Source organism: Celeribacter sp. SCSIO 80788 (genome assembly GCF_051054295.1).
In the GTDB taxonomy this organism is placed as follows: domain Bacteria; phylum Pseudomonadota; class Alphaproteobacteria; order Rhodobacterales; family Rhodobacteraceae; genus Celeribacter.
In genome coordinates, this window is sequence record NZ_CP150482.1 from 1871936 (window position 1) to 1893292 (window position 21357).

General features: G+C 61.5%; 17 protein-coding genes. 3 read left to right on the forward strand and 14 right to left on the reverse strand.

Annotated elements, in window-relative coordinates; translation table 11 throughout:
* Positions 1–942: an alpha-E domain-containing protein gene (locus V1471_RS09460; protein ID WP_434290912.1), complete on the reverse strand. Its 942-nt coding sequence runs from the start codon at positions 940–942 to the stop codon at positions 1–3.
* A 10-nt stretch (positions 943–952) separates the two neighbouring features.
* Positions 953–2377 carry a circularly permuted type 2 ATP-grasp protein gene (locus tag V1471_RS09465; protein ID WP_434288295.1) on the reverse strand — a complete coding sequence of 475 codons (1425 nt, stop codon included), beginning with the start codon at positions 2375–2377 and terminating at the stop codon, positions 953–955.
* A 314-nt stretch (positions 2378–2691) separates the two neighbouring features.
* On the opposite strand from V1471_RS09465, the gene V1471_RS09470 reads away from it, so the two are divergent.
* Positions 2692–4881: an NADP-dependent isocitrate dehydrogenase gene (locus V1471_RS09470; protein WP_434288296.1), complete on the forward strand. Its 2190-nt coding sequence runs from the start codon at positions 2692–2694 to the stop codon at positions 4879–4881.
* Between the two features lie 141 nt (positions 4882–5022).
* Positions 5023–7092 (forward strand): methyl-accepting chemotaxis protein, encoded by a 2070-nt coding sequence (locus tag V1471_RS09475; protein ID WP_434288298.1) that lies wholly within the window; start codon positions 5023–5025, stop codon positions 7090–7092.
* A gap of 80 nt (positions 7093–7172) precedes the next feature.
* On the opposite strand, the gene V1471_RS09480 is transcribed toward V1471_RS09475, so the two are convergent.
* Positions 7173–10442, reverse strand: coding sequence for an efflux RND transporter permease subunit (locus tag V1471_RS09480; RefSeq protein WP_434288300.1), 3270 nt, complete (start codon positions 10440–10442; stop codon positions 7173–7175).
* Positions 10435–11421, reverse strand: coding sequence for an efflux RND transporter periplasmic adaptor subunit (locus tag V1471_RS09485; RefSeq protein WP_434288301.1), 987 nt, complete (start codon positions 11419–11421; stop codon positions 10435–10437). The genes V1471_RS09480 and V1471_RS09485 overlap by 8 nt, the downstream gene beginning before the upstream one ends.
* 540 nt (positions 11422–11961) lie before the next feature.
* Here V1471_RS09485 and V1471_RS09490 point away from each other — a divergent pair.
* A complete protein-coding gene (locus tag V1471_RS09490) occupies positions 11962–12651 on the forward strand; it encodes a sugar transferase (protein ID WP_434288303.1) in 690 nt (229 codons plus the stop codon).
* Between the two features lie 75 nt (positions 12652–12726).
* Here V1471_RS09490 and V1471_RS09495 read toward each other — a convergent pair whose 3' ends face one another.
* From V1471_RS09495 to V1471_RS09540, 10 genes are all read right to left on the reverse strand, one after another.
* A complete protein-coding gene (locus V1471_RS09495; RefSeq protein ID WP_434288305.1) occupies positions 12727–14115 on the reverse strand; it encodes an ArnT family glycosyltransferase in 1389 nt (462 codons plus the stop codon).
* A gap of 7 nt (positions 14116–14122) precedes the next feature.
* Positions 14123–14437 (reverse strand): lipid-A-disaccharide synthase N-terminal domain-containing protein, encoded by a 315-nt coding sequence (locus tag V1471_RS09500; RefSeq protein WP_434288307.1) that lies wholly within the window; start codon positions 14435–14437, stop codon positions 14123–14125.
* A 4-nt stretch (positions 14438–14441) separates the two neighbouring features.
* Entirely contained in the window at positions 14442–15182 is a 741-nt protein-coding gene (locus V1471_RS09505; RefSeq protein ID WP_434288309.1) for a glycosyltransferase family 2 protein, read from the reverse strand.
* Positions 15183–15410: 228 nt separating this feature from the next.
* Positions 15411–15917: a GNAT family N-acetyltransferase gene (locus V1471_RS09510; RefSeq protein WP_434288310.1), complete on the reverse strand. Its 507-nt coding sequence runs from the start codon at positions 15915–15917 to the stop codon at positions 15411–15413.
* Positions 15911–16213, reverse strand: coding sequence for a YjhX family toxin (locus tag V1471_RS09515; RefSeq protein ID WP_434288312.1), 303 nt, complete (start codon positions 16211–16213; stop codon positions 15911–15913). The genes V1471_RS09510 and V1471_RS09515 overlap by 7 nt, the downstream gene beginning before the upstream one ends.
* A gap of 340 nt (positions 16214–16553) precedes the next feature.
* Positions 16554–16916 (reverse strand): DUF5368 domain-containing protein, encoded by a 363-nt coding sequence (locus V1471_RS09520; protein ID WP_434288314.1) that lies wholly within the window; start codon positions 16914–16916, stop codon positions 16554–16556.
* A 12-nt stretch (positions 16917–16928) separates the two neighbouring features.
* Positions 16929–18245 (reverse strand): NAD(P)/FAD-dependent oxidoreductase, encoded by a 1317-nt coding sequence (locus V1471_RS09525; protein ID WP_434288316.1) that lies wholly within the window; start codon positions 18243–18245, stop codon positions 16929–16931.
* Positions 18246–18396: 151 nt separating this feature from the next.
* Positions 18397–18519 carry a cytochrome bd-I oxidase subunit CydX gene (gene cydX, locus V1471_RS09530; protein ID WP_066708555.1) on the reverse strand — a complete coding sequence of 41 codons (123 nt, stop codon included), beginning with the start codon at positions 18517–18519 and terminating at the stop codon, positions 18397–18399.
* Between the two features lie 14 nt (positions 18520–18533).
* Entirely contained in the window at positions 18534–19697 is a 1164-nt protein-coding gene (gene cydB, locus V1471_RS09535; RefSeq protein ID WP_434288318.1) for a cytochrome d ubiquinol oxidase subunit II, read from the reverse strand.
* Between the two features lie 6 nt (positions 19698–19703).
* Positions 19704–21305 (reverse strand): cytochrome ubiquinol oxidase subunit I, encoded by a 1602-nt coding sequence (locus V1471_RS09540; protein ID WP_434288320.1) that lies wholly within the window; start codon positions 21303–21305, stop codon positions 19704–19706.
* Positions 21306–21357: the final 52 nt, after the last annotated feature.

Sequence of the window (21357 nt, forward strand, 5' to 3'; positions counted from 1 at the left end):
TCACTCGTAGAAACGGTAGTCTTTTTCGATCTGGCCGCCAAGCTGGCCAAAGGCGATCAGAACCGACTGGATATATTCATGCAGACCGCTCTCGAACACGGCATCGATGTCGTGATGCACGAAACGATCCACCAACGCCTGCGCCATGTGATAGGACGGCGTCTCCGCACCGTAATCCGACACCAGATAGCGCAGGTTGTCATGGATTTTCGAGGCGCAGAAATTCAGCGAACGCGGCATGCGGCGGTCGAGGATCAGGAATTGCGCGATGTCGCGGGCGTTGACCTGAGACCCGTAGGCCATGCGGAACCCGCCGCGCGCGGAGACCGAGCGCAGGATGGTTTCCCAATGCACATTGTCCAGAGACGATCCGACCGACAAAGCGGAAGGCAGAAGCACGTAATATTTCACATCGAGGATGCGCGCCGTGTTGTCGCCACGTTCCAGAAACGTGCCGATGCGGGCGAAATCGTAGATGTCGTTGCGGAGCATCGTGCCATGGGTCGCACCCCGCACCAGAGCGGTGCGTTGCCGGATCAGACCCAGAACCTTGGGCAGGTCGCGTTCCGAAACCTTGCGCGCAAGGATTTCGCGGGCCGCCATGTAACAGCCGTTCATCGCCTCCCAAACCTCGCCGGTGAGCGCGGTGCGCACCATGCGGGCGTTCTGGCGCGCCTCCGAGATGGTCGACAGCACGGAAGACGGGTTGTCTTTCGAGCGCAGCATCCAATCGACCGCCGCCTCTTTGGTCACTTCGTCATGGCCTTCGTTGAACGCATCGAGCACGGAGGCCGATTGCATCACGGAAACCCATTCGTCATCGTCATCCCCAAGCCGGGTCAAACCGATCCGCTGACCGGTCTCGACGAGGCGCGAGGTGTTTTCGGCCCGCTCCAGATAGCGGAACATCCAGTAGAGGCCGTTTGCGGTTTTGCCCAGCATCGCCATCGCGTCAGTCCTCCAGTACCCAAGTGTCCTTGGTGCCGCCGCCTTGCGACGAGTTCACCACGAGCGAGCCCTTTTTCAGCGCCACGCGGGTGAGACCACCCGGCGTGATGTTGATGCCTTCGGGGCTACAGAGGACAAAGGGCCGAAGATCGACGTGACGCGGCGCAAGCCCCGCCTTGGTGAAGATCGGCACGGTGGAGAGCGAAAGCGTCGGCTGGGCGATGTAATTGCCCGGCTTGTTCATCAGTTTCTTGCGGAACTCGGCGATTTCCTTTTTCGACGAGGTCGGCCCGATCAGCATGCCATAGCCACCGGAGCCATGCACCTCCTTGACGACAAGCTCCGCGAGATTGTCGAGCACATAGGCGAGGCTGTCGGGGTCCGAACAACGCCATGTCGGCACGTTCTCAAGGATCGCCTTCTCACCGGTATAGAATTCGACGATGTCGGGCATATAGCTGTAGATCGCCTTGTCGTCCGCGATGCCGGTGCCGGGCGCGTTGGCGATGGTGATGCCGCCGGAGCGGTAGACATCCATGATACCGGGAATGCCCAGCGCGCTTTCCGGGTTGAAATTGAGCGGATCGAGGAAATCGTCATCGACCCGGCGGTAAAGCACGTCAATTGCCCGGTAGCCCTCGGTGGTGCGCATCGCGACGCGGCCATCGACCACCCGAAGATCGTGCCCCTCGACCAGTTCGACGCCCATCTGATCGGCGAGGAAGGCGTGTTCGAAATAGGCCGAGTTATAAATCCCCGGCGTCAGAACGGCGACGGTCGGCGTGCCTTCGCAGCGGTTCGGCGCACAGGCGGCCAGCGAGCGGCGCAGGTTGGCCGGGTAGTTCTGCACGGGCTGCACCCGGTTGCGGGAGAACAGCTCCGGGAACATCTGGAGCATCGTCTCGCGGTTCTCCAGCATGTAAGAGACACCCGAGGGCGTGCGCGCATTGTCTTCGAGCACATAGAACTGATCCGGCCCGGTGCGCACCAGATCGATGCCGACGATATGGGTGTAAATCCCGCCCGGCGGCATCATCCCGATCATCTGCGGCAAAAAAGCCTCGTTGCGCGAGATCATCTCCTGCGGCAGACGCCCGGCCTTGATGATCTCCTGCCGGTTGTAAATGTCGTAAAGAAAGGCGTTGATCGCCCGCACCCGCTGCTCGATCCCCTTGCACAGCTTTTGCCATTCACGCCCGGAAATGATCCGGGGGATGATGTCGAAGGGAATAAGACGTTCCTCGGCCTCGGCCCGGCCGTAAACGTTGAAAGTGATGCCCGTAAGGCGGAAAACCTCTTCCGCCTCGCGTTGTTTTGCACGGAGCCGTTTCAGGTCTTCGTCCTGAAACCAGCCCTGAAATTCCGTGTAGGGTGTGCGCAGCGTATCGTCGCGCCCCCACATCTCATCAAAGATTTGGTCCTCGCTCATAGCTTGAATTTAGAACCTCCCCAGAGAGCTCCACAATCGGATTCGCGCATTCTCCAAAACGATAGCGGTGATCAAATGCGCATTCGCCTGTTTTTTGATCAAACCCCGTTCTCCGGCATTTTCCCGCCCGTCCCCGCGCCTCGTCACACCCCGGAGCGGCCCTGTCAAAGCGCTACATCGGGAGACTCAGCGTCGCAGAGCCCATCGGTATACATTCGCACACATTGACTTGAGGCCCCGAACTCGCTACCCGGATTGCCAAGCGCAGACGGGTCCATTTGCCCCGCTGCATATTCGTGACCGTGGAGGACCAAATGGCCGACAAGACCCCCGACATTATCTACACCATCGTGGACGAAGCCCCCGAGCTTGCCCGTGGCTCGCTCCTGCCGATCATCCAGTCTTTCTCCGAGGCCGCGGGTGTGAACGTGGCGACCAAGGACATCTCCCTGGCCGGTCGTATCCTCGCCCTCTTCCCGGAGCTCCTGTCCGATGAACAGCGCGTCTCCGACGATCTCGCGGAACTTGGCGAGCTGGTGAAAACCCCGGACGCCAACGTCATCAAACTTCCGAACATCTCCGCTTCCGTGCCGCAGCTTGAAGCCGCGATCAAGGAACTGCAAAGCCAGGGCTACCCGATCCCGGCCTACCCGGCCGATCCGCAGACGGATGAGGAAAAAGCCGTCCGCGCCAAATACGACACCGTCAAAGGCTCCGCCGTGAACCCGGTGCTGCGCGAAGGCAACTCCGACCGTCGCTCCGCCAAGGCCGTGAAAGAATACGCCAAGGCCAACCCGCACCGCATGGGCGAGTGGAAATCCACCTCGAAAACCACCGTCGCCGCGATGCCGGGCGGGGATTTCTTTGCCAATGAAAAAGCCGCGACCATCACCGCCGCTCAGGCCGGTGGCGCGAAAATCGTCTTCACCGCCAAGGATGGCTCCGAGACGGTTCTGAAATCCGGTCTCAAATATCTCGAAGGCGAGATCGTCGACGCGACCTTCATGTCCGCCAAGGCGCTCACCGCCTATATCCGCAAAGAAGTCGCGACCATGGAGCCGGGCGTTCTGTTCTCCGTGCACCTGAAAGCCACGATGATGAAGGTCTCCGACCCGATCATCTTCGGCCATTTCGTGTCTGTCTATCTCGAAGACTTCCTTGCGAAACACGGCGACAAGCTCGATTTCAACCCGAACTCCGGCATCGGCGCGCTCGAAAAACTCATCGCGGGCAATGCCGAGATGGAAGCCGATCTGAAAGCCGCACTCGCGGCCAAACCGGCGATGTACATGGTCGACAGTGACAAAGGCATCACCAACCTGCACGTCCCCTCTGACGTCATCATCGACGCCTCCATGCCCGCCGTGATCAAAGCCGGTGGCATCGGCTGGGGCCCGGATGGCAAAGCCGCCGACACCAAATGCTGCATCCCGGACAACTCCTACGCCTGCGTCTATGACGAGACGGTGGAGTATTTCAAAGAAACCGGCACGCTCGACGTCACCACCTGTGGTGCGGTCTCCAACGTCGGCCTGATGGCGCAAAAAGCCGAGGAATACGGCTCCCACCCGACCACCTTTGAAATGTCCGCCGACGGCACCGTCTCCATCGTCCTCGACAGCGGCGAAGTTCTGCTCTCCAACGAGGTCGAAGCGGGCGACATCTGGCGCTCCTGCACCGCGAAAAAAGCCCCGATCCTCGACTGGATTCAACTCGGGATCGAACGGTTCGATGCCACCGGCACAGGTGCCTTCTGGCTCGACAAGAACCGCGCCCATGACGCGGAGCTGATCAAATACGTCGAACCTGCCCTGAAAGAAGCCGGCAAGAACATCCCGATCATGGACCCGCGTGCAGCGACCCGGTTCACCTGGGAAGAAATGCGCAAGGGCAAGGATGTCGTGACCATCACCGGCAACGTGCTGCGCGACTACCTGACCGACCTGTTCCCGATTCTCGAGCTTGGCACCTCCGCCAAAATGCTCTCCATCGTGAAACTGATGAACGGCGGCGGCATGTTCGAAACCGGTGCCGGTGGCTCCGCGCCGAAACACGTTCAGCAGGTTCAGGAAGAGAACCACCTGCGTTGGGACAGCCTTGGCGAGTTCTGTGCGCTGGGTGAAAGCTACAACTTCCTCGCCTCCTCGAAATCCATGCCGAAAGCCGCCGTGCTGGGCGCCGCTGTCGAGGTCGCGACCCAGAAGCTGCTCCTCGAGAACAAATCGCCGGAGCGTAAAGTCGGCCAGAACGACAACCGCTCCTCGCATTACTGGTTCGCCCGCTACTGGGCCGAAGCTCTGGCCGCCCAAGGCGACGACGCCGAGCTGGCCGCGCATTTCGCCCCCATCGCGAAAGAGCTGGCCGACAAGGAATCGGTCATCCTCGGCGAGCTGAAAGCGGATGAGGGCAAACCGGCCGATATGGGCGGTTATTACCACGCCGACCCGACCAAAGTGGCCGCGATCATGCGCCCCTCGGCCACGCTCAATGCGATCATCGGCTGATCAGTCGCTTGAAATCACAGGAAAAGGGCGCCCTTCGCGGCGCCCTTTTTCGTGGCGCTCCCCGGTCCCTGCGCGTTTAAACCATTCGGTAAGATGGATTGCGTAAAGTCTCTGGCAAATCCCAGAACCAGGACTGCCGGTATGCTCGCCATTTTCAACAGATCACGTGACGCCAAACCCAAATCGCTCTCCCCGCTTGAGGAAGTGCTTGAGGAGACCCATGTGGTCGTGACCTGCGCCCCCGATGGCACCATTCTCTCAGTGAACGATCTGTTTTGCGAGACCACCGGCTACACGGCCGAAGAAGCGATCGGCAAGGATTACAGCTTCTTCGTGCGCACCAAGGACAAACAGACCGCCTCCGAGCTTTGGGCCAGCGTCCGCGCCGGCAAGATCCACAAGGGCATCGCGCCGCGGCTGAACAAGGCGGGCGAAGAGATCTGGTTCTCCGCCACCTATAGCCCGCATCGGGACAAGGACGGCAAGATCGACGCGATCTATGTCATCGGGCGCGAGATTTCCGAAATGCATCTCAAACGCCGCGACAACCGCTCGAAAGAGGACGCGATCAAGCGCTCGATGGCCTATATCGAGTTCGATCTCACCGGCAATATCATCTGGGCCAACAATCTGTTTCTCGACGCGACCGGCTACACGCTCGAGGAGATTCGCGGCCAACAGCACCGGATGTTCATGCCGAAGGGCGAAGCGGGCACTCAGGCCTATCGCGATTTCTGGGAGCGTCTCGCGAAGGGGTCATCCGAGAAAGGTCAGGTCAAACGCATCGGCAAGAGCGGCAATATTCTCTGGCTCGAATCCACCTACGAGACCCTGATCGACCCGGAAGGACGGCCTTTCAAAGTGGTGAAATACGCCTTCGACATCACCAACGCCAAGAACATGGAGGCCGACGCCCGTGGCCAGATCGACGCGATCCAGAAGGTGCAGGCCGTCATCGAATTCACGCCCGATGGGACGATCACGCGCGTCAACAAAATTTTCTGCGACGTCATGGGCTATTCCGAACCGGAACTCGTCGGCAAACATCACTCCCTCTTCGTCGAACCTGCCTACGCCGCCTCCGCCGATTACAAGACCTTCTGGGACAAGCTGCGCCGGGGCGAAGCGCTCAGCGACGAATATGTGCGCCTTGGCAAGGGCGGCAAAAGGGTCACCATCCGCGCCAGTTACAACCCGATCTGCAATGCTGCGGGAGAGGTTGTGAAAGTCGTGAAATTCGCCGTCGACACCACTATTTACCGTCTGACCGCCGACACGCTCATGGCCGGGCTCGATCATCTCTCTAAGGGTGATCTGTCCGTCCGGCTCGACCAGCACCTGGGCGAATTCGACGACATCCGCGTCAATTTCAACGCCACGATCTCGCGGCTGCGCGAGATTGTCGGCGGCATTGCCGACGGCGCGCAACTGGTCAAATCGGAAGCCGATTCCATCGGTCAGGCCACCGACGATCTGGCGCGCCGCACCGAACATCAGGCGGCGACCCTCGAGGAAAGCGCCGCCGCCCTCGATGAGCTCGTCGCCTCGGTCAAAGGCGTCGCCGAAACCGCAAGTCAGGTCCAGAGCCGCTCCGGCGAGGCCCGCAACCACACGGTGCAGGCCGGTGACGTGGTCGATCGCGCCATCACCGCCATGGACGAGATCGAAACCTCCTCGAAACAGGTGGCCTCGATCACCTCCGTGATCGACGACATCGCCTTTCAGACCAACCTTCTGGCGCTCAACGCGGGTGTCGAAGCGGCACGCGCCGGTGAGGCCGGTCGCGGTTTTGCCGTCGTCGCCTCCGAAGTCCGCGCGCTGGCGCAACGCTCCTCGGAGGCCGCACGCGAGATTGCCACCCTGATCTCCACCGCCACCGCACAGGTCTCCGGTGGCGTCGAACTGGTCCGCGAAGCCGGGGCCGCACTGGGCCGCATCCGGGAGGTGGCCGAAAAAATCCATGAAGGCATCGCACAGGTGGCGACCTCGACCACGGAACAGGCCACCGGCTTGGGCGAGCTCAGCTCGGCGATCAACCAGCTCGACCAGACGACCCAGCAGAACGCAGCCATGTCCGAGGAAACCAACGCCGCGACGGTCAATCTGCGCAACAATGTCGGCACGATGGAAGAAGACCTGTCCTTCTTCTCTGTCGTTTCAGACGTGCCCTCCTCCCTCCAGTCGCCCCCCTCCTTTGCCCGCAGCGCCTGAGACCTCTCCTCAAAACGCGCATGAAAACATGAAAAGGGGAGCGCCAGGCGCTCCCCTCCATCTTGTCAGCTCTGCCGCTCTTACATCTTGAAGATGCGATAGATCGCCGGGATCACCAGAACCGTCAGAGCGGTCGAGGTCAGAAGCCCGAAGAACAGCGAGATCGCGAGCCCCTGGAAAATCGGATCGGCGAGGATCACCGCCGCACCGATCATCGCCGCCACTGCGGTCAGAAGGATCGGCTTGAACCGCGTCGCACCGGCCTCGATCAGTATCTCCTCCGTCACCTTACCCTGATCATCGGCATTGCGAATGAAATCGACCAACAGGATCGAGTTCCGCACGATGATCCCCGCCAAAGCGATGAACCCGATCATCGACGGCGCGGAGAATGGCGCGCCAAACAGCCAGTGCCCGATGATGATGCCGAGGAAGGTCAGCGGCACCGGCGTCAGGATCACCAGCGGCAGGCGGAAGGAGCCGAACTGCGCCACCACGAGGATGTAAATCCCCAGAAGCGCCACACCGAAGGCCGCCCCCATGTCGCGGAACGTGACCCAGGTCACCTCCCACTCGCCATCCCACAGAAGCACCGGCTTCGACGTATCGGTCGGCTGACCGTGCAACGAAATCTCCGGTTTCATCCCCTCGGGCCAGTCCATCTCGTCGAGCTTGTCGGCCACGGCCAGCATGCCGTAAAGCGGCGCCTCATAGGCCCCGGCCAGTTCGGCCTGAACCATTTCCGCGTCATAACCGTTGTGCCGGAAAATCGGGTAGGAAGTTTTCTCCTCCGTCAGTTCCACCACATCGCCCAGCTCGACCACGCCACGCCCGCCGGGCAGCGCATCGGCCGGAACCGGCGTCGACAGCGCCGCCGCATCCATCACGCGATCGGATTTGTCCCGCCCGACCACGATCGGGATCGGACGACGCCCTTCGCCGCGATGCGAATAGCCCACCGTCGTGTAGCTGTTGAGATATTGCATCGTGTCCGCGGCATCGGATTCGGCCACCTGATAGAAATTGAGGTCCGACGGCTTCATCTCGGCCCGCACACGGCGCGCCTGTTCGCCATAGCTGTCGTCGGTGTCGACGATAAAGTCGACGCTCTCGAAAGCTTCGCGCACCTTGTCGGCCACGTCGCGACGGGTCTGCGGATCGGGCCCGTAGACCTCAGCCAGAAGCGTCGAGATCACCGGCGGCCCCGGCGGCGGTTCGACCACTTTCATCGCCGTACCCGGCGGCACAGTGATGCCCTCGAGCAGCATCTGGCGCAGCTCAAGCGCGATGTCATGCGAGGTCCGGTCCCGCTCGCCTTTCGGCAGGAGCTTGATCTGCACTTCGCCCATCTGCGGATATTCCCGCAAATAGTAGTGCCGCACGAGGCCGTTGAAGTTGAACGCCCCCGGCGTGCCCGCATGGGTCTGGGCCGAGATCACCTCCGGCAGGGTCATGGCGAGACGTCCCGCCTCCTGCGCCACCGCATCGGTCGCCTCGACCGAGGAGCCCTCGGGCAGGTCGATCATCACGGACAGCTCGGATTTGTTGTCGAACGGCAGGAGTTTCACCGTGACATGCTTGGTATAAAGCGCGCCGAGCGAGCCGAAGGACAGCACGATCACGACGATCAGGAAAATCCAGGCATGGCCTTTGGTGTGCAGGATCGGGCGCGCAATACGGGCGTAGAACTTGCCGAGCTTGCCACCGGGCACCTCGCCTTCCGCATGTTCGCCGTCATGATGCAGCTCCGCCCGGCCCGCGATTTTCAGCATGAGCCAGGGCGTGATCATCACCGCCACGAAGAAGGAAAAGATCATCGCGGCCGAAGCGTTCGCCGGGATCGGCGACATGTAGGGGCCCATCATGCCCGACACGAACAGCATTGGCAAAAGCGCCACCACGACGGTGAGCGTCGCGACGATGGTCGGGTTGCCGACCTCGGCCACGGCGGCCACGGCGGCCCCGAACCGGTTCTGCCCCGGACGCTTCAGCCCCCAGTGCCGCGCGATGTTTTCGATCACCACGATGGCGTCGTCGACGAGAATCCCGATGGCAAAAATCAGCGCGAAAAGCGACACGCGGTTGAGCGTATAGCCCATGATATAAGAGGCAAAGAGCGTCAGAAGGATGGTCACCGGGATCACGATGGCCACCACGATGGCTTCGCGCCAGCCGATGGCAATCAGCACAAGGCCGACGATGGAGAGCGTCGCAAGCCCCAGGTGGAACAGAAGTTCGTTGGCCTTTTCATTGGCGGTTTCGCCATAGTCACGGGTCACCTCGACGGAAACGCTGTCGGGAATGATTTCGCCCTTCATCGCCTCGACCCGGTGCAGAATTTCATCGGCCACGATCACGGCGTTGGCGCCTGCCCGTTTGGCAATCGCCAGCGTCACAGCCGGACGGCGGACAATCGGCGCATCGAGATCGACGGTCGCGTGTTCGCTCTCCCCCGCCTCTTCCGCGCCTTCGCGCGTCAGGGTCGCAACATATTGCTCGTCGAGATCGGAGACGAAGGCGACATCGGCAACGTCGCGCACATAGACCGTGCGCCCGTCGCGAGCGGTCAGTTCGAGATTGCCGATCTCCTCGGGCGTGGTCAGCGTCTTGCCGACGATCAGGCCGATCTGTTCGCCGCCATCGCGGATCGTATCGGTCGGGGCGGCGGAGTTCGCGCCCTGCACCTTGGAGACGAGCTGCTGCACGGTGATGCCGTAAAGCGCAAGTTTCTCGGGATCGGGGGCGACGCGCAGCGCCTCGTCCGTGCCGCCGATGACATAGGTCAGCCCGACGTTCTCGATCTGCGCGAGACGGGTTTCGACCTCTTTCACCACACGGGTGAGATCGGCCGCATTCATGTCCGGGTTGTTGTCGTTGGGCGAGAAGGTCAGCGCCACGATGGCGACATCGTTGATGCCGCGCCCGACCACCAGAGGCTCCTCGATCCCGACCGGCAGCCGGTCGTAATTCGCCATGATCCGGTCGCGCACCCGTACGATGGCGGTCTCGGACGGAACACCCACTTCGAAGCGGGCGGTGACCATGACCGTGTCGTCATTGCTCTGGGAATAGACGTGTTCGACCTCATCGATGCCCTTGACGATGGTCTCCAAAGGCTCAGTCACAAGCTTCAGCCCGTCCTGTGCCTTGAGGCCCGGCGTGCTGACGTGAATGTCCACGAGGGGCACAGAGATTTGCGGCTCCTCTTCGCGCGGCAGAGAGATCAGCGCGATCATCCCCACGGCCAGAGCGGCCAAGAGGAACAACGGGGTCAATGGGGAGAGAATGAAAGAACGGGTCAACCGCCCGGCAATGCCGAGCGAGCCCGTCGGTCCGTGCGGATTACTCATGGGACGTCACCACCACATCGCCGGCAGACAGCCCGCTCAGGATTTCCACATAGTCGCCACCGTCGAGATGCACCGTATTGCCCGGCACGACCACGCGCTCAGAAGCATGGCCATGAGTTTCGACGGTCACGAAATCGAGCCCGCCTTCCTGCGACAGCGCCGCCAGCGGCACCAGAAGCGCCTCATGACTTCCGACGGGCAAGCGCACCTGAACCCGGCGACCGATGAAGCTGGCGTCCAGCCCCTCGACCTCGACATCGGCCTCGACCCGGCCGCTTTCGATCAGCGGATAAATCTTGGCCAGCTTGCCCTCTCGGGTTCCGCCGGTCTCGTAAATCTCGATCGCATCGCCTTCCTTGAGGTTGTCGGCATAGCGCTCCGACACCCCGAGACGCAGATAGGCGTTGCCTGCGGCGATGGTCGCCACCTCCTCGCCCGACATGATCACCGCCCCGCGCGACACCGGCACGTCGATCACCACCCCGTCCTCGGGGGCAAGCACCTCGCCCTCCTCGATCTGGCGCGAAACGACCTGACGGTCGGCTTTCAGCGCGGTGATTTCCCCCTCCAGCACATTCACATTGGTCTGAAGCGCCTGAAGGCTCGAAGTCGAAATCACCCCGCGCTCGGACAGGGACTGACCGCGGGTCAGATCGTCCTGCGCTTTTTCAAGCTGGGAGGCATAGGAGGTGAGCTGCGCGTCTATGCCCTCGATCTGAAACTGCAACTTGGTGTCTTCGATCAACGCGACGCGCTGACCCGCCGTCACGAGATCGCCTTCGGTCACGTCCAGCGTAGTGATCGTTCCCCCGATCCGCGCACGCGCCGGAACCTGATCCCGGGTCTCGACTTCGGCATACACCGGCTTCCACTCCGTCACTGTTTGTGGCGACAGCGTGAGGGTTTCCGACAGGGCGGGACTTCCGGCCAGGACCATTCCCGGCAGAAGCGTCATCGTAAGCATAAAGGCGCGGCGCATTTGGACCTCTGTTCTGAGAAACGGTCTTTGCCCCCTCAGGCGCGGACCTGACATTCAATTTATTGCATATGTAGCAAATTCCTCACCATACGCAAGTATACTGTTGATCGGAAAATATGACAGGACATTCGCCCGGATTGCGGTCATCTCTCTGGCCCCTCTCTCATGCCGGAAATCCGCGCGCGCAAACGCCGCAACGCAGCACTCCCAGCACGCCGATGCAACATCTTCTCCGCCGCACCGAATCGCACACCTGCTTCGGATCATCTTTACGGCACGGTCGTTAACCATGATCTGGTCACAAACCACTCATTTTCCCATTGATTTTCGGCATAAAATTGCCGAAACGATAAAAAATGTATCGCCTGACGTTAATTATCCTCCGCTCAAACGTTGTTCTCATATGATCGTGACAAAAACACGCTAAGGTAGATTACGCAGTGCAGCATGGCTGCTCGTAACCTGCGCCTCCTGAGGACGAAAAGGCGGGTCGATCCTGCAACTGAACGATTGATCGCATAACGATTTAAAGGCTGAAAAATGACATATGTTTCCAAGTCCAATCAAGACTTCGCATCAACGACAAATGTCTCCTCCGCCACGCCGGTGACCTTCTCCTTTTACCGCAGCCTGGGAAAACGCACGTTCGACATTCTGTTTTTGCTGTTGGTCGCGCCCATGGTGCTGCCGGTGATCCTCATCCTGGCCGCTTTCGTCAAACTCGATGGCGGCCCCGCCTTTTATGCCCAGAGCCGGGTCGGTCGGAACGGCAAGGTGTTCCAGTTCTACAAACTGCGCTCCATGCATATCAATGCCGACGAGCTGCTGGTCAAACTGTGTCGGGAAAACCCCGCGATCGCGGAGGAATGGCAGACCTACCAGAAACTGCGCCACGACCCCCGGATCACGAAAATCGGCCATTTCATCCGCAAGACCTCACTCGACGAGCTGCCGCAACTTCTGAACATTTTCAAAGGCGATATGAGCTTTGTCGGCCCCCGTCCCTTTCTGCCCGCGCAGCAAATGATGTACGAAGCCGCCAAGGGGGAGGCCTATTTCCGGCTCCGTCCCGGTCTGACCGGCGTCTGGCAGGTGTCCGGTCGCGGCGAAAGCAGCTTTGTCGCCCGTGTGCGTTACGACAATCTCTATGATCGCAAGCTCAGCTTTCTGGCCGATATGGCCCTGATCCTGCGCACGATCACCGTCGTCCTTAAATCCACCGGCCACTGACACTCTGCGATCCATCGCGGAGATCAGTCCCGAAACTCACCAGAGCCCCCGAGGATGGGCGCGTTGAGCGCATATTTACGGGGTTTCGCGCAAGCACTCCCCTGCGACTCGCCCGATCTTCACCCGACGGTCGGCATAAATTCCGCTCAAATCGAGCCCTTCGAGGGGCGCGGCATCACAGGGCAATGTCCCGGTCACGACCACCAAGACCTCACCGGTGATACTGTCCGGCAGCGCTTGGTTCTGTGCATAATAGCTCGACGCGCGCCCGGTCTCCGGCATGGCATAAAGCGCAACCTCACGCTCCCGCCCGGTGTAGAACAGATCCGCAAGGATATCGCGGTTGCCGGTCACCACCGGAAGCTCCTCCGCCTCCGCCAGATCGAGAATGCTCTCCGAGAGGGCATGGCGACCGAGATAGCGCTCCAGAACCGGCTTGCCGCCGATCTCCGGCCAGGGCGCGAGCACGATCAGCACTGGCAGGCTCACGGAAAGCACCAGATTGAGCGACAGCGCCACGATCCGCCAGAACCGTGTCATGACGGTAACCGCAAGGATCGTGCCCGCGAAATAGGTCGCGATTGCCCAGTTGGCATAGGCCTGATCCAGCAGCGCCTGCACGCTCACCACCACAAGCGCCGGAAGAGAGAACAGCACCAGTGCCGGACGCATTCCTCCGCGCGGGCGCAAATAGGCGAGGATCAACGCCGCCATGGTCACCGGGCCGAAGACGCCGAACTGGCTGGCGAGAAATGTCGCCATCGAAGCGAGATCGAATGCCGCGCCGTCGCGCACCCAACCGGCATTGTCCATCGTATGCGACACGGTGGTCAGGTCATGCGACAGGTTCCAGAGCACATTCGGCGAGATCACGACCGCGAAAGCCAGAATCATCAGCCCGAGATTGCGCCAGCCGGGGCGCAGCGCAGGCTGGCTCAGCATCACGAGCGCCGAGCCCACAAGAAAATAAATCCCCGCATATTTCGCCATGAAGGCAAACCCGGCGAAGAGACCGACCGCGAGCGCATCCCCTGCCCGGCGCGTCTCGGCGGTGCGAAAGAAGAACAGCAGAGCGGCGGCATAGAACGGTGCCATGACGGTGTCGGTGGAGATCATCACCGAGCCAAGCGCCACGAACGGCAGGCTCAGGTAAATCGCCACGGTCCAAAGCGCAGCAGCGCGCCCCTGAACGCGCGCCGCGAGCGCGCCCAGCAAAAGCGCCGTGATGCCGTGCAGCACCGCGCCGGGCATCCGCACCCAGAAGGCCGCATCGGAGCCCGCCAGATCGGTCACCAGACGGATCACCCAACCGATCAGCGGCGGTTTCGAGTAATAGCCGAAATCGAGATTCTGACCCCAGAACCAATATTGCACCTCATCGACGAACAGGTCCGTCCCGTCGAAAGCCAGTGCCATAAGCCGCAGCCCAACCGCCACGGCGACAAAGACCAATGCCTGCGGCAACCAGCCCTTAAGCGGCGTCTTTTGTCGCGCGTCGGTTTGCATAGATCAGCCAGAGATTGCGGGAATAGATGATCACGCCAAGCGACTGGCCCAGCACGAAGACCGGGTCCTTGCGATATAGCGCATAGGCAAACAGCATCAGTCCGCCGACGAGAGAAAAATACCAGAACGCGATCGGGATCACCGAATTCTTCGCCCGCTCGGAGGCGATCCACTGCAACAGGAAACGTGCGGTGAACATGAGCTGCGCCGACAGCCCGAACAGCACCCACCAAAGCTCCGACGTCGTGTCCACATGCAGGATCGTCATCAACCATTGCATCGGCTCAGCCCTCCGCGCGGTCCACGACCACCTCGGTCGGGCGCGACTTCTTGCGGCGTTTCAAAAGCCAGGCCACGCCCATCAGATCGACAATCCCCACCAGCCCGCGTTGCAGGTTCGAATAATGCGACCGCCCGCCACCGCGTGCCCGGTGCGACACGTCGACATGCGCAACCTCCCAGCCATCGCGGGCGAACAGCGCCGGCAGATAGCGGTGCATGTGATCGAAATAGGGCAGCGCCAGAAAATCGTCGCGGCGAAACGCCTTGAGCCCGCACCCGGTGTCGCGTGTGCCGTCCTTCAAAATCTTCGCGCGCAGCGCATTGGCGAATTTCGAGGCGTAACGCTTTGAAAACGTGTCCTGTCTCCCGACGCGCTGACCGGCGACGACGCCAATACGCGCGCCATTCGGCCCGGAGAACGGCGCGATCATGTTCGGGATCTCGGTGCCGGGATTCTGCCCGTCGCCATCGAGCGTGCAACACACCGTACCGCGCGCCGCCCGCACCCCGGAATGGACCCCGGCCGATTGCCCGCCGGAACGGTCGTGCCGGATCACCCGAAGCTGCGGCATCGTCCGCATCCGCTGGGCCAGAATATCCGCCATGCCGTCGTCGGAGGCATCGTCGATCACGAGGATCTCATACGGTCCGATCTCCGTGCAGGCGCCCACGATCTCATCGAGAAGCGCCCCGATGTTCTCTGCCTCGTTGCGGCACGGGATGATGATGGAGGTGTCACACATACGTTTACGGCCCTAACCCAAGTCGCCTTCGCGATTACCGGAGCCGCCTCTCGATGTAAAGTGAAACGCCCCTTCCGTCGCACGCCACAGCAGAAGTACGCGCGACATGACGGACGCCAAACGGCTGAAAATGCCTGTCGGCAAAGCGTCGGATTTGTGTCGGACTTTTGTCGGACCCCGGCGCACGTTTCGATCCGGGCCGCACAGATCGCGCGGCCCGGTGAGATGTCAGAGCGGTTGCTCCAGCCCGAAGGCCGCGTGATGGATCACCTCGCCGCGGGGCATGGCGTCGCCGAACGGCAGGGCCTGAATGTAGCGTGGCGGACACTCCCCAACCGTCAGCCCCGGCACGGCCCGAAAACCGAAACGCCCATAATAGCCCGGCTCACCGACCAGAACCGCGCCCTTATAGCGACGGCGCAGACGCCGGAGCGCCTCCGCCATCAGCGCGCTGCCGATGCCTTCGCCGTGGCGCGACGGCAGGACGGCCAGCGGACCGATCACGGCCCAGCCCCGCTCCGTCCCGATTTGCCCCTCGAAGACCGCGAGATAGCCCAGCGGCCTGCCCGCCTCTTCGGCGACGAGCGACAGGGCGAGCGCATCCGCCGCCCGCAGCCGGTCGACGATCTCCGCCTCCGTGCCGGTGGATTGCGGCAAGAGGCGCATGGCCTCGGTCACGATCTCCCGAATGGCCGGGATGTCGGTTTCGGTTTCGGTTTCGGTGCAGATCAGCATGTCATGCTCCCTGTGTTGGCGTGTCCTGTGTTGTCCTGCCCTGTGTGGTCGAGCTGTGCCCGCACGGGCAGGCGTCCGCGTCTCGAGATGCGGCAGGGATGCCCCGACCGGCTTTCGATCAGGCGCTTGCGACGCAGTTTGTGAAAGAGGGTAAGGTCGAAGCCGGACAGGACCAGCCCCTCACGCGTCACGCAGGTGACAGAGGTGATCCTCGTGCCCTCCGCTCGTTCATGGCGAAGATGGCCCCCAAGAGCCAGAACGTGCAGCGCACGCTGTTCGTGTTTTGAGATATTCATGGATGTCTCATGTGTTGAGATGTGAAAAAACACCCGGATGCAGATGCACCCCGGTGGCTCCGGGTTCACACGGCTCTCTGAGGGTCAGAGAGCCTTATCACACAAGCTCTAACATCCAGTCTCCATGATCGAGGGCGCTTTGCCTCTCGTCTGGTGCGCAGATTAGTCTCAAGCGACACGGCCCGCAACCCGGGCGGACCTTGCGATCATGGCCCTGCGCACGAAAAACCAGACAGACAAAAGGCCAGACAGGCAAAAAACCAGACCGGCAAAAAACAGGCGCCCCCGGTCCGCACACCGGGGACGCCCGCCCATCGGGTCGAACGGAACGAACCGACCCTCAGGATTCGGTCACAGCCTTCGGCGGCTTGACGAGGGACTGGATGGTGTAGACCAGAATGGCCATGCCGATTGCGCCCAGAACGGCGACGCCGAGGAAGACGATGAGGTCGATCCCGCCACCGATGTCGGAGGGTGCGGAATGGGTCATCGCCATGACGAACCACACGGCCAGAACCGCGCCGACCGGCATGGAAAGCTGCGCCCAGAGGAATTTGCGCCAGCTCACCGCACGGTCGCGGATCAGCACATAGAGATAGGCCAGCGTCACCACGGCGGCAGCGGCGACCATGGCCCAGAACAGGCCACGCCCGAAGATTTCCTCGAAGACGGCAATCAGGGTCTGAAACGTAAGATCTTTCATGTCGCTCTCTCCTCAGGCCTTGCCGCGCAGCATGGCGTTGTAGGTGGCTTTCAGCGCAACCTCTTTCATCAGCCAGGAAATCCACAGCTCTTCGAGCGGCGGGATGATCCCCGGGAAGGAGGGCACGAGGTTGTTGTTGTAATCGAATTCCACCAGCATGGCGCGGCCGATCTTGGTGATCATCGGACAGGAGGTATAACCGCCGTAGGTTTCGGTCGGCGTGGTGCCTGCGATGGCGGAAACGATCTGGTCCTCGACCACCGGCACCTGCCATTTGACGGACGCCGCGGTTTTGCCTTTCGGCACACCGGCGACGTCGCCCAGAGCCCAGATGTCCGGGTAGCGCAGGTGTTGCAGCGTGGCCATGTCGCATTCGACCCAGCCCTGATCGGTCCATTTGTCGGCCCAGGACAGGCCGGACTGACGGATCACCTCGGGGGCGCGTTGCGGCGGGATGAGGTGGATATAGTCATAGTCCATCTCCTCGGTGCCCTCGGCGGTGTTGAAGGTCACGCGCTTGGCGCCCGCGTCGATGGATTTCACCGTGTGCTGATAGACCGGCGCGATCTCGCGGTCGAGGAAGAGCATGCGCACTTTCTCGGACACGATCGGCACACCGAAGAGCGCGCCGTCATGCGCGCCATAGGTGATCTCGGCCTTGCCGCGATTGCCCGCACGACGCAGGCGGTCGTCGATCAGGAAAGTGTGTTTCAAAGGCGCACCGGCGCATTTCATCTCGGTGCCGGGACGGGTGAAGATACCATGCCCGCCCTCTTCGATGAATTTGGACGCGGCCTGCCAGGTCTTGGCGGCATATTCAGGGCCCGCATAAAGCGCACCGATGCCGTTCTGGCCGACCATGTCGAGCGAGAAGCCTTCGATGGCGTCGTGATCGAGGATCAGACCGGGGGCCACGACGAGGAAATCGTAGGAGAGCGTCTGGCCGCCCTCGGTCGATACGGTTTTCGCGACGGGGTCGATGGCGGCGGCTTTTTCCTGAATGAGGGTCACGCCTTTGGGCAGCCAGTCGGTGGTCTCGGAGAGCACGTAATCGGCGGGTTTGAGACCGGCGGCGACGAGCGTGAGGCCCGGCTGATAGAGGTGAGCTTTGCGCGGGTCGATCAGGGTGATGTCGGCACCGTCGAGGCGTTCGACAAGACGGTTGGCCAGCGCGGTGCCACCGGCGCCTGCGCCGATGATGACGATCTTGGCACTGGTCTTGACGGAGGCCGCGCGGGCTTCACCGGAGGTCGCGGCGAGCGCGGTCGCGCCAGCGGCAAGGCCCAGGAAGCCCCGGCGGTTCACCGCGGGGGAATTGGGTGAGTGCATGTCTCTCTCCATATATTCGCATGCATATGTATGCATATTTTTTGGTGCGGAAAATTCCGCCCACCGGGCAGCGGGCGGAACAGATATTTAGGCGCCCCGGGGATGGTGGAACGACATCCCCGGGGCAATGCCACCTGAAGAAGGGACGTGATCAGGCGGTGTCGTCGTGCTCGTCTGCGAGGCGCGCGTCTTCGCGCATCTCAAGCCACATCGCGTTCAGAACGGCGAACAGGGCGGCGAGCGGAAGCCCAAGTATCCAGGCGAAATACCACATAGGTCGCTCCTTTCTCAGTAGCTTTGAGCGTTGGTTTCGAGCTCTTCCTCGGTGACTTTACCCCAGAGCACTTTGTAGACCCATGCGGTATAGGCGAGGATGATCGGCACGAAGATGATGGCACAGATCAGCATCACGAAGAGGGTCAGATGCGAGCTGGAGCTGTCCCAGACGGTGAGCGAGCTGTTCGGATCGACGGTGGAGGGCAGGATGAACGGGAACATCGTGAGGCCCACCGAGGAGATGATGCCGAAGATGCCGAGTTTCGACCACAGGAGCGTGGAGACTTCCTTGCCCTTGCGCAGGCCCATCACGGCCATGGCGATGCCGATGAAAGCCAGCACCGGCGCGATGGCGATCCACGGACGGTCCGAATAGGCCTGCATCCAGGAGCCCTCATGGGCGACCTCGGACAGAAGCGGGTTCGAAGGTCCGTCTTTCACCACCTCCCCGACGATATGATAGCCTTTGATCCCGAAGGCGAGCCAGACACCGGCCAGAGCATAGGCCACGGCGGCGACGATGCCGGCGACGGTGCCGATTTTCTGGGCCCGTTGCTGGACCGCCCCTTCGGTTTTCAGACCGAGCCAGGCCGCACCATGCATCAGGAGCATGGAGAGGGAGACCACACCGGCGAGAAGCGCGTAGGGGTTGAGCAGACGCAGCAGCTTCATGATGGCGTTGCCGTCATAGCGGGGCATCAGCAGATCGGGGGTGATGTGGAACGGCACGCCTTGCAGCACGTTGCCGACCGCGACACCGAAGACGAGCGCCGGTACGGCACCGCCCACGAAGAGCGCCCAGTCCCAGTTCCGGCGCCATTTGGCCCCTTCGCGTTTCGAGCGGTATTTGAAACCGACCGGACGCAGGATGAGGGCCGCGAGGATCAGGAACATCGCGAGGTAGAAGCCGGAGAAGGACACCGCGTAGAGCGGCGGCCATGCCGCGAAGATCGCGCCACCGCCGAGGATGAACCACACCTGGTTGCCTTCCCAGACCGGGCCGATGGTGTTGATCACGATGCGCCGTTCGATGTCGGTCTTGCCGACGAAGGGCAAGAGGGCACCGACGCCCATGTCGAACCCGTCGGTCAGCGCGAAGCCGATCAGCAGGACGCCCAGGAGCAGCCACCAGATCACGCGAAGGACTTCGAAAGTCATGAATTCATGCAGGATCATCGTTCGTTACTCCGCAGGCTTGAGGGTCGCATCATCGGCGCTGAGGCGGGCTTCATGGCGTTTCATCCATTCATCCGTTTCGGCAACGTCGATATACGGTCCTTTTTTGATGTATTTGATCATCAGGCCCATCTCGATGATGAACAGCACCGTGTAGAAAATCACGAAGCCAGCCAGAGTGATCAGCAGATCGGTGATCGACAGGTGCGAGGCAGACAGGGCCGTCGGCAGCACGCCGTCCACGGTCCAGGGCTGACGCCCGAATTCCGCCACGAACCAGCCGAGCTCCGCGGCAATCCACGGGGTCGGGATGATGATCACGCCAAGACGCAGCGCCCAACGCGGGAATTTCATGCCCCGGAAAGATGCCCGGTAGAAGAAGTAGAGCATCACGGCGATGAAGCTGAAGCCCAGAGCCACCATCAGACGGAAGGCCCAGAACAGCGGCCCGACGCCCGGCACGGTGTCGTCGGCGGCCATGGCGATCTGCTCGTCGGTGGCCTGACGCGGATCGTCCACATAGCGTTTGAGCAGCATGGCGAAACCGAGATCGGCGGAATGTTCCTCGAACGTCGCACGCACCTCAGCCGGGGTCGCGTCACGTTGTTCGCGGATGGTCATCAGCGCATCGTAAGCGATGATACCGGAGCGGATTTTCTCGTTGGCCTCGGCCACAAGCTGATCCACGCCCGGGATCTCATTGGTGAGAGAGCGGGTGCCGATCAGGCCCATCGCATAGGGGATGTGGATGGCGTAATGGGTTTCACGCGCTTCCCGATCCGGGATGCCGATGAGGGTGAAGGAGGCAGGCGCTTCCTGAGTTTCCCACATGCCTTCGATGGCCGCGAGTTTCATCTTCTGGGTGTGCGTGGCGTTATAGCCCGACTCGTCGCCCAGAATGACCACGGAGAAGGCGGATGCCAGACCGAAAGCGGCAGCGATCGCGATGGAGCGACGGGCCAGTTCCGTGTGACGCCCTTTGAGCAGATACCAGGACGACACGCCCAGCACGAAGACCGAGGCGGTCACGTAGCCAGCGGAGACGGTGTGCACGAATTTGGCCTGAGCCACTTCGTTGAACACCACGTCGAAGAAGTTGGTCATCTCCATGCGCATCGAGTCCGGGTTGAACTCGGCGCCGACCGGGTTTTGCATCCAGCCGTTGGCGATGAGAATCCAGAGCGCGGAGAAGTTCGACCCGATGGCCACCAGCCAGGTGACGATCATATGGGCGACTTTGGACATCTTGTCCCAGCCGAAGAACATCAGGCCGACGAAGGTCGCTTCCATGAAGAAGGCCATGAGCCCCTCGATGGCGAGCGGTGCGCCGAAGATGTCGCCGACATAGTGGCTGTAGTAGGACCAGTTCATGCCGAACTGGAATTCCATCGTGATCCCGGTGGCCACACCGAGCACGAAGTTGATCCCGAACAGAGTTGCCCAGAATTTCGTCATCTGCCGCCAGATAGGCCGGCCGGTCATGACGTAGACCGTCTCCATGATCGCCACGATGATCGACAGACCAAGCGTGAGCGGCACGAAGAGGAAATGGTACATGGCTGTCATCGCAAATTGCAGACGCGACAGCTCAACGAGTCCGAACTCCATTTTCCCTTGCTCCTTTCCTGCAAAAACATGTTTTGCAGATACACTTTTGTAA

Excerpts from the sequence above, each read along its gene's own strand:
- V1471_RS09460 (WP_434290912.1), bottom strand. The coding sequence starts at position 942 with ATGCTGGGCAAAACCGCAAACGGCCTCTACTGGATGTTCCGCTATCTG.
- V1471_RS09465 (WP_434288295.1), bottom strand. The coding sequence starts at position 2,377 with ATGAGCGAGGACCAAATCTTTGATGAGATGTGGGGGCGCGACGATACG.
- V1471_RS09470 (WP_434288296.1), top strand. The coding sequence starts at position 2,692 with ATGGCCGACAAGACCCCCGACATTATCTACACCATCGTGGACGAAGCC.
- V1471_RS09475 (WP_434288298.1), top strand. The coding sequence starts at position 5,023 with ATGCTCGCCATTTTCAACAGATCACGTGACGCCAAACCCAAATCGCTC.
- V1471_RS09480 (WP_434288300.1), bottom strand. The coding sequence starts at position 10,442 with ATGAGTAATCCGCACGGACCGACGGGCTCGCTCGGCATTGCCGGGCGG.
- V1471_RS09485 (WP_434288301.1), bottom strand. The coding sequence starts at position 11,421 with ATGCGCCGCGCCTTTATGCTTACGATGACGCTTCTGCCGGGAATGGTC.
- V1471_RS09490 (WP_434288303.1), top strand. The coding sequence starts at position 11,962 with ATGACATATGTTTCCAAGTCCAATCAAGACTTCGCATCAACGACAAAT.
- V1471_RS09500 (WP_434288307.1), bottom strand. The coding sequence starts at position 14,437 with ATGCAATGGTTGATGACGATCCTGCATGTGGACACGACGTCGGAGCTT.
- V1471_RS09505 (WP_434288309.1), bottom strand. The coding sequence starts at position 15,182 with ATGTGTGACACCTCCATCATCATCCCGTGCCGCAACGAGGCAGAGAAC.
- V1471_RS09510 (WP_434288310.1), bottom strand. The coding sequence starts at position 15,917 with ATGCTGATCTGCACCGAAACCGAAACCGAAACCGACATCCCGGCCATT.
- V1471_RS09515 (WP_434288312.1), bottom strand. The coding sequence starts at position 16,213 with ATGAATATCTCAAAACACGAACAGCGTGCGCTGCACGTTCTGGCTCTT.
- V1471_RS09520 (WP_434288314.1), bottom strand. The coding sequence starts at position 16,916 with ATGAAAGATCTTACGTTTCAGACCCTGATTGCCGTCTTCGAGGAAATC.
- V1471_RS09525 (WP_434288316.1), bottom strand. The coding sequence starts at position 18,245 with ATGCACTCACCCAATTCCCCCGCGGTGAACCGCCGGGGCTTCCTGGGC.
- cydX (WP_066708555.1), bottom strand. The coding sequence starts at position 18,519 with ATGTGGTATTTCGCCTGGATACTTGGGCTTCCGCTCGCCGCCCTGTTC.
- cydB (WP_434288318.1), bottom strand. The coding sequence starts at position 19,697 with ATGATCCTGCATGAATTCATGACTTTCGAAGTCCTTCGCGTGATCTGG.
- V1471_RS09540 (WP_434288320.1), bottom strand. The coding sequence starts at position 21,305 with ATGGAGTTCGGACTCGTTGAGCTGTCGCGTCTGCAATTTGCGATGACA.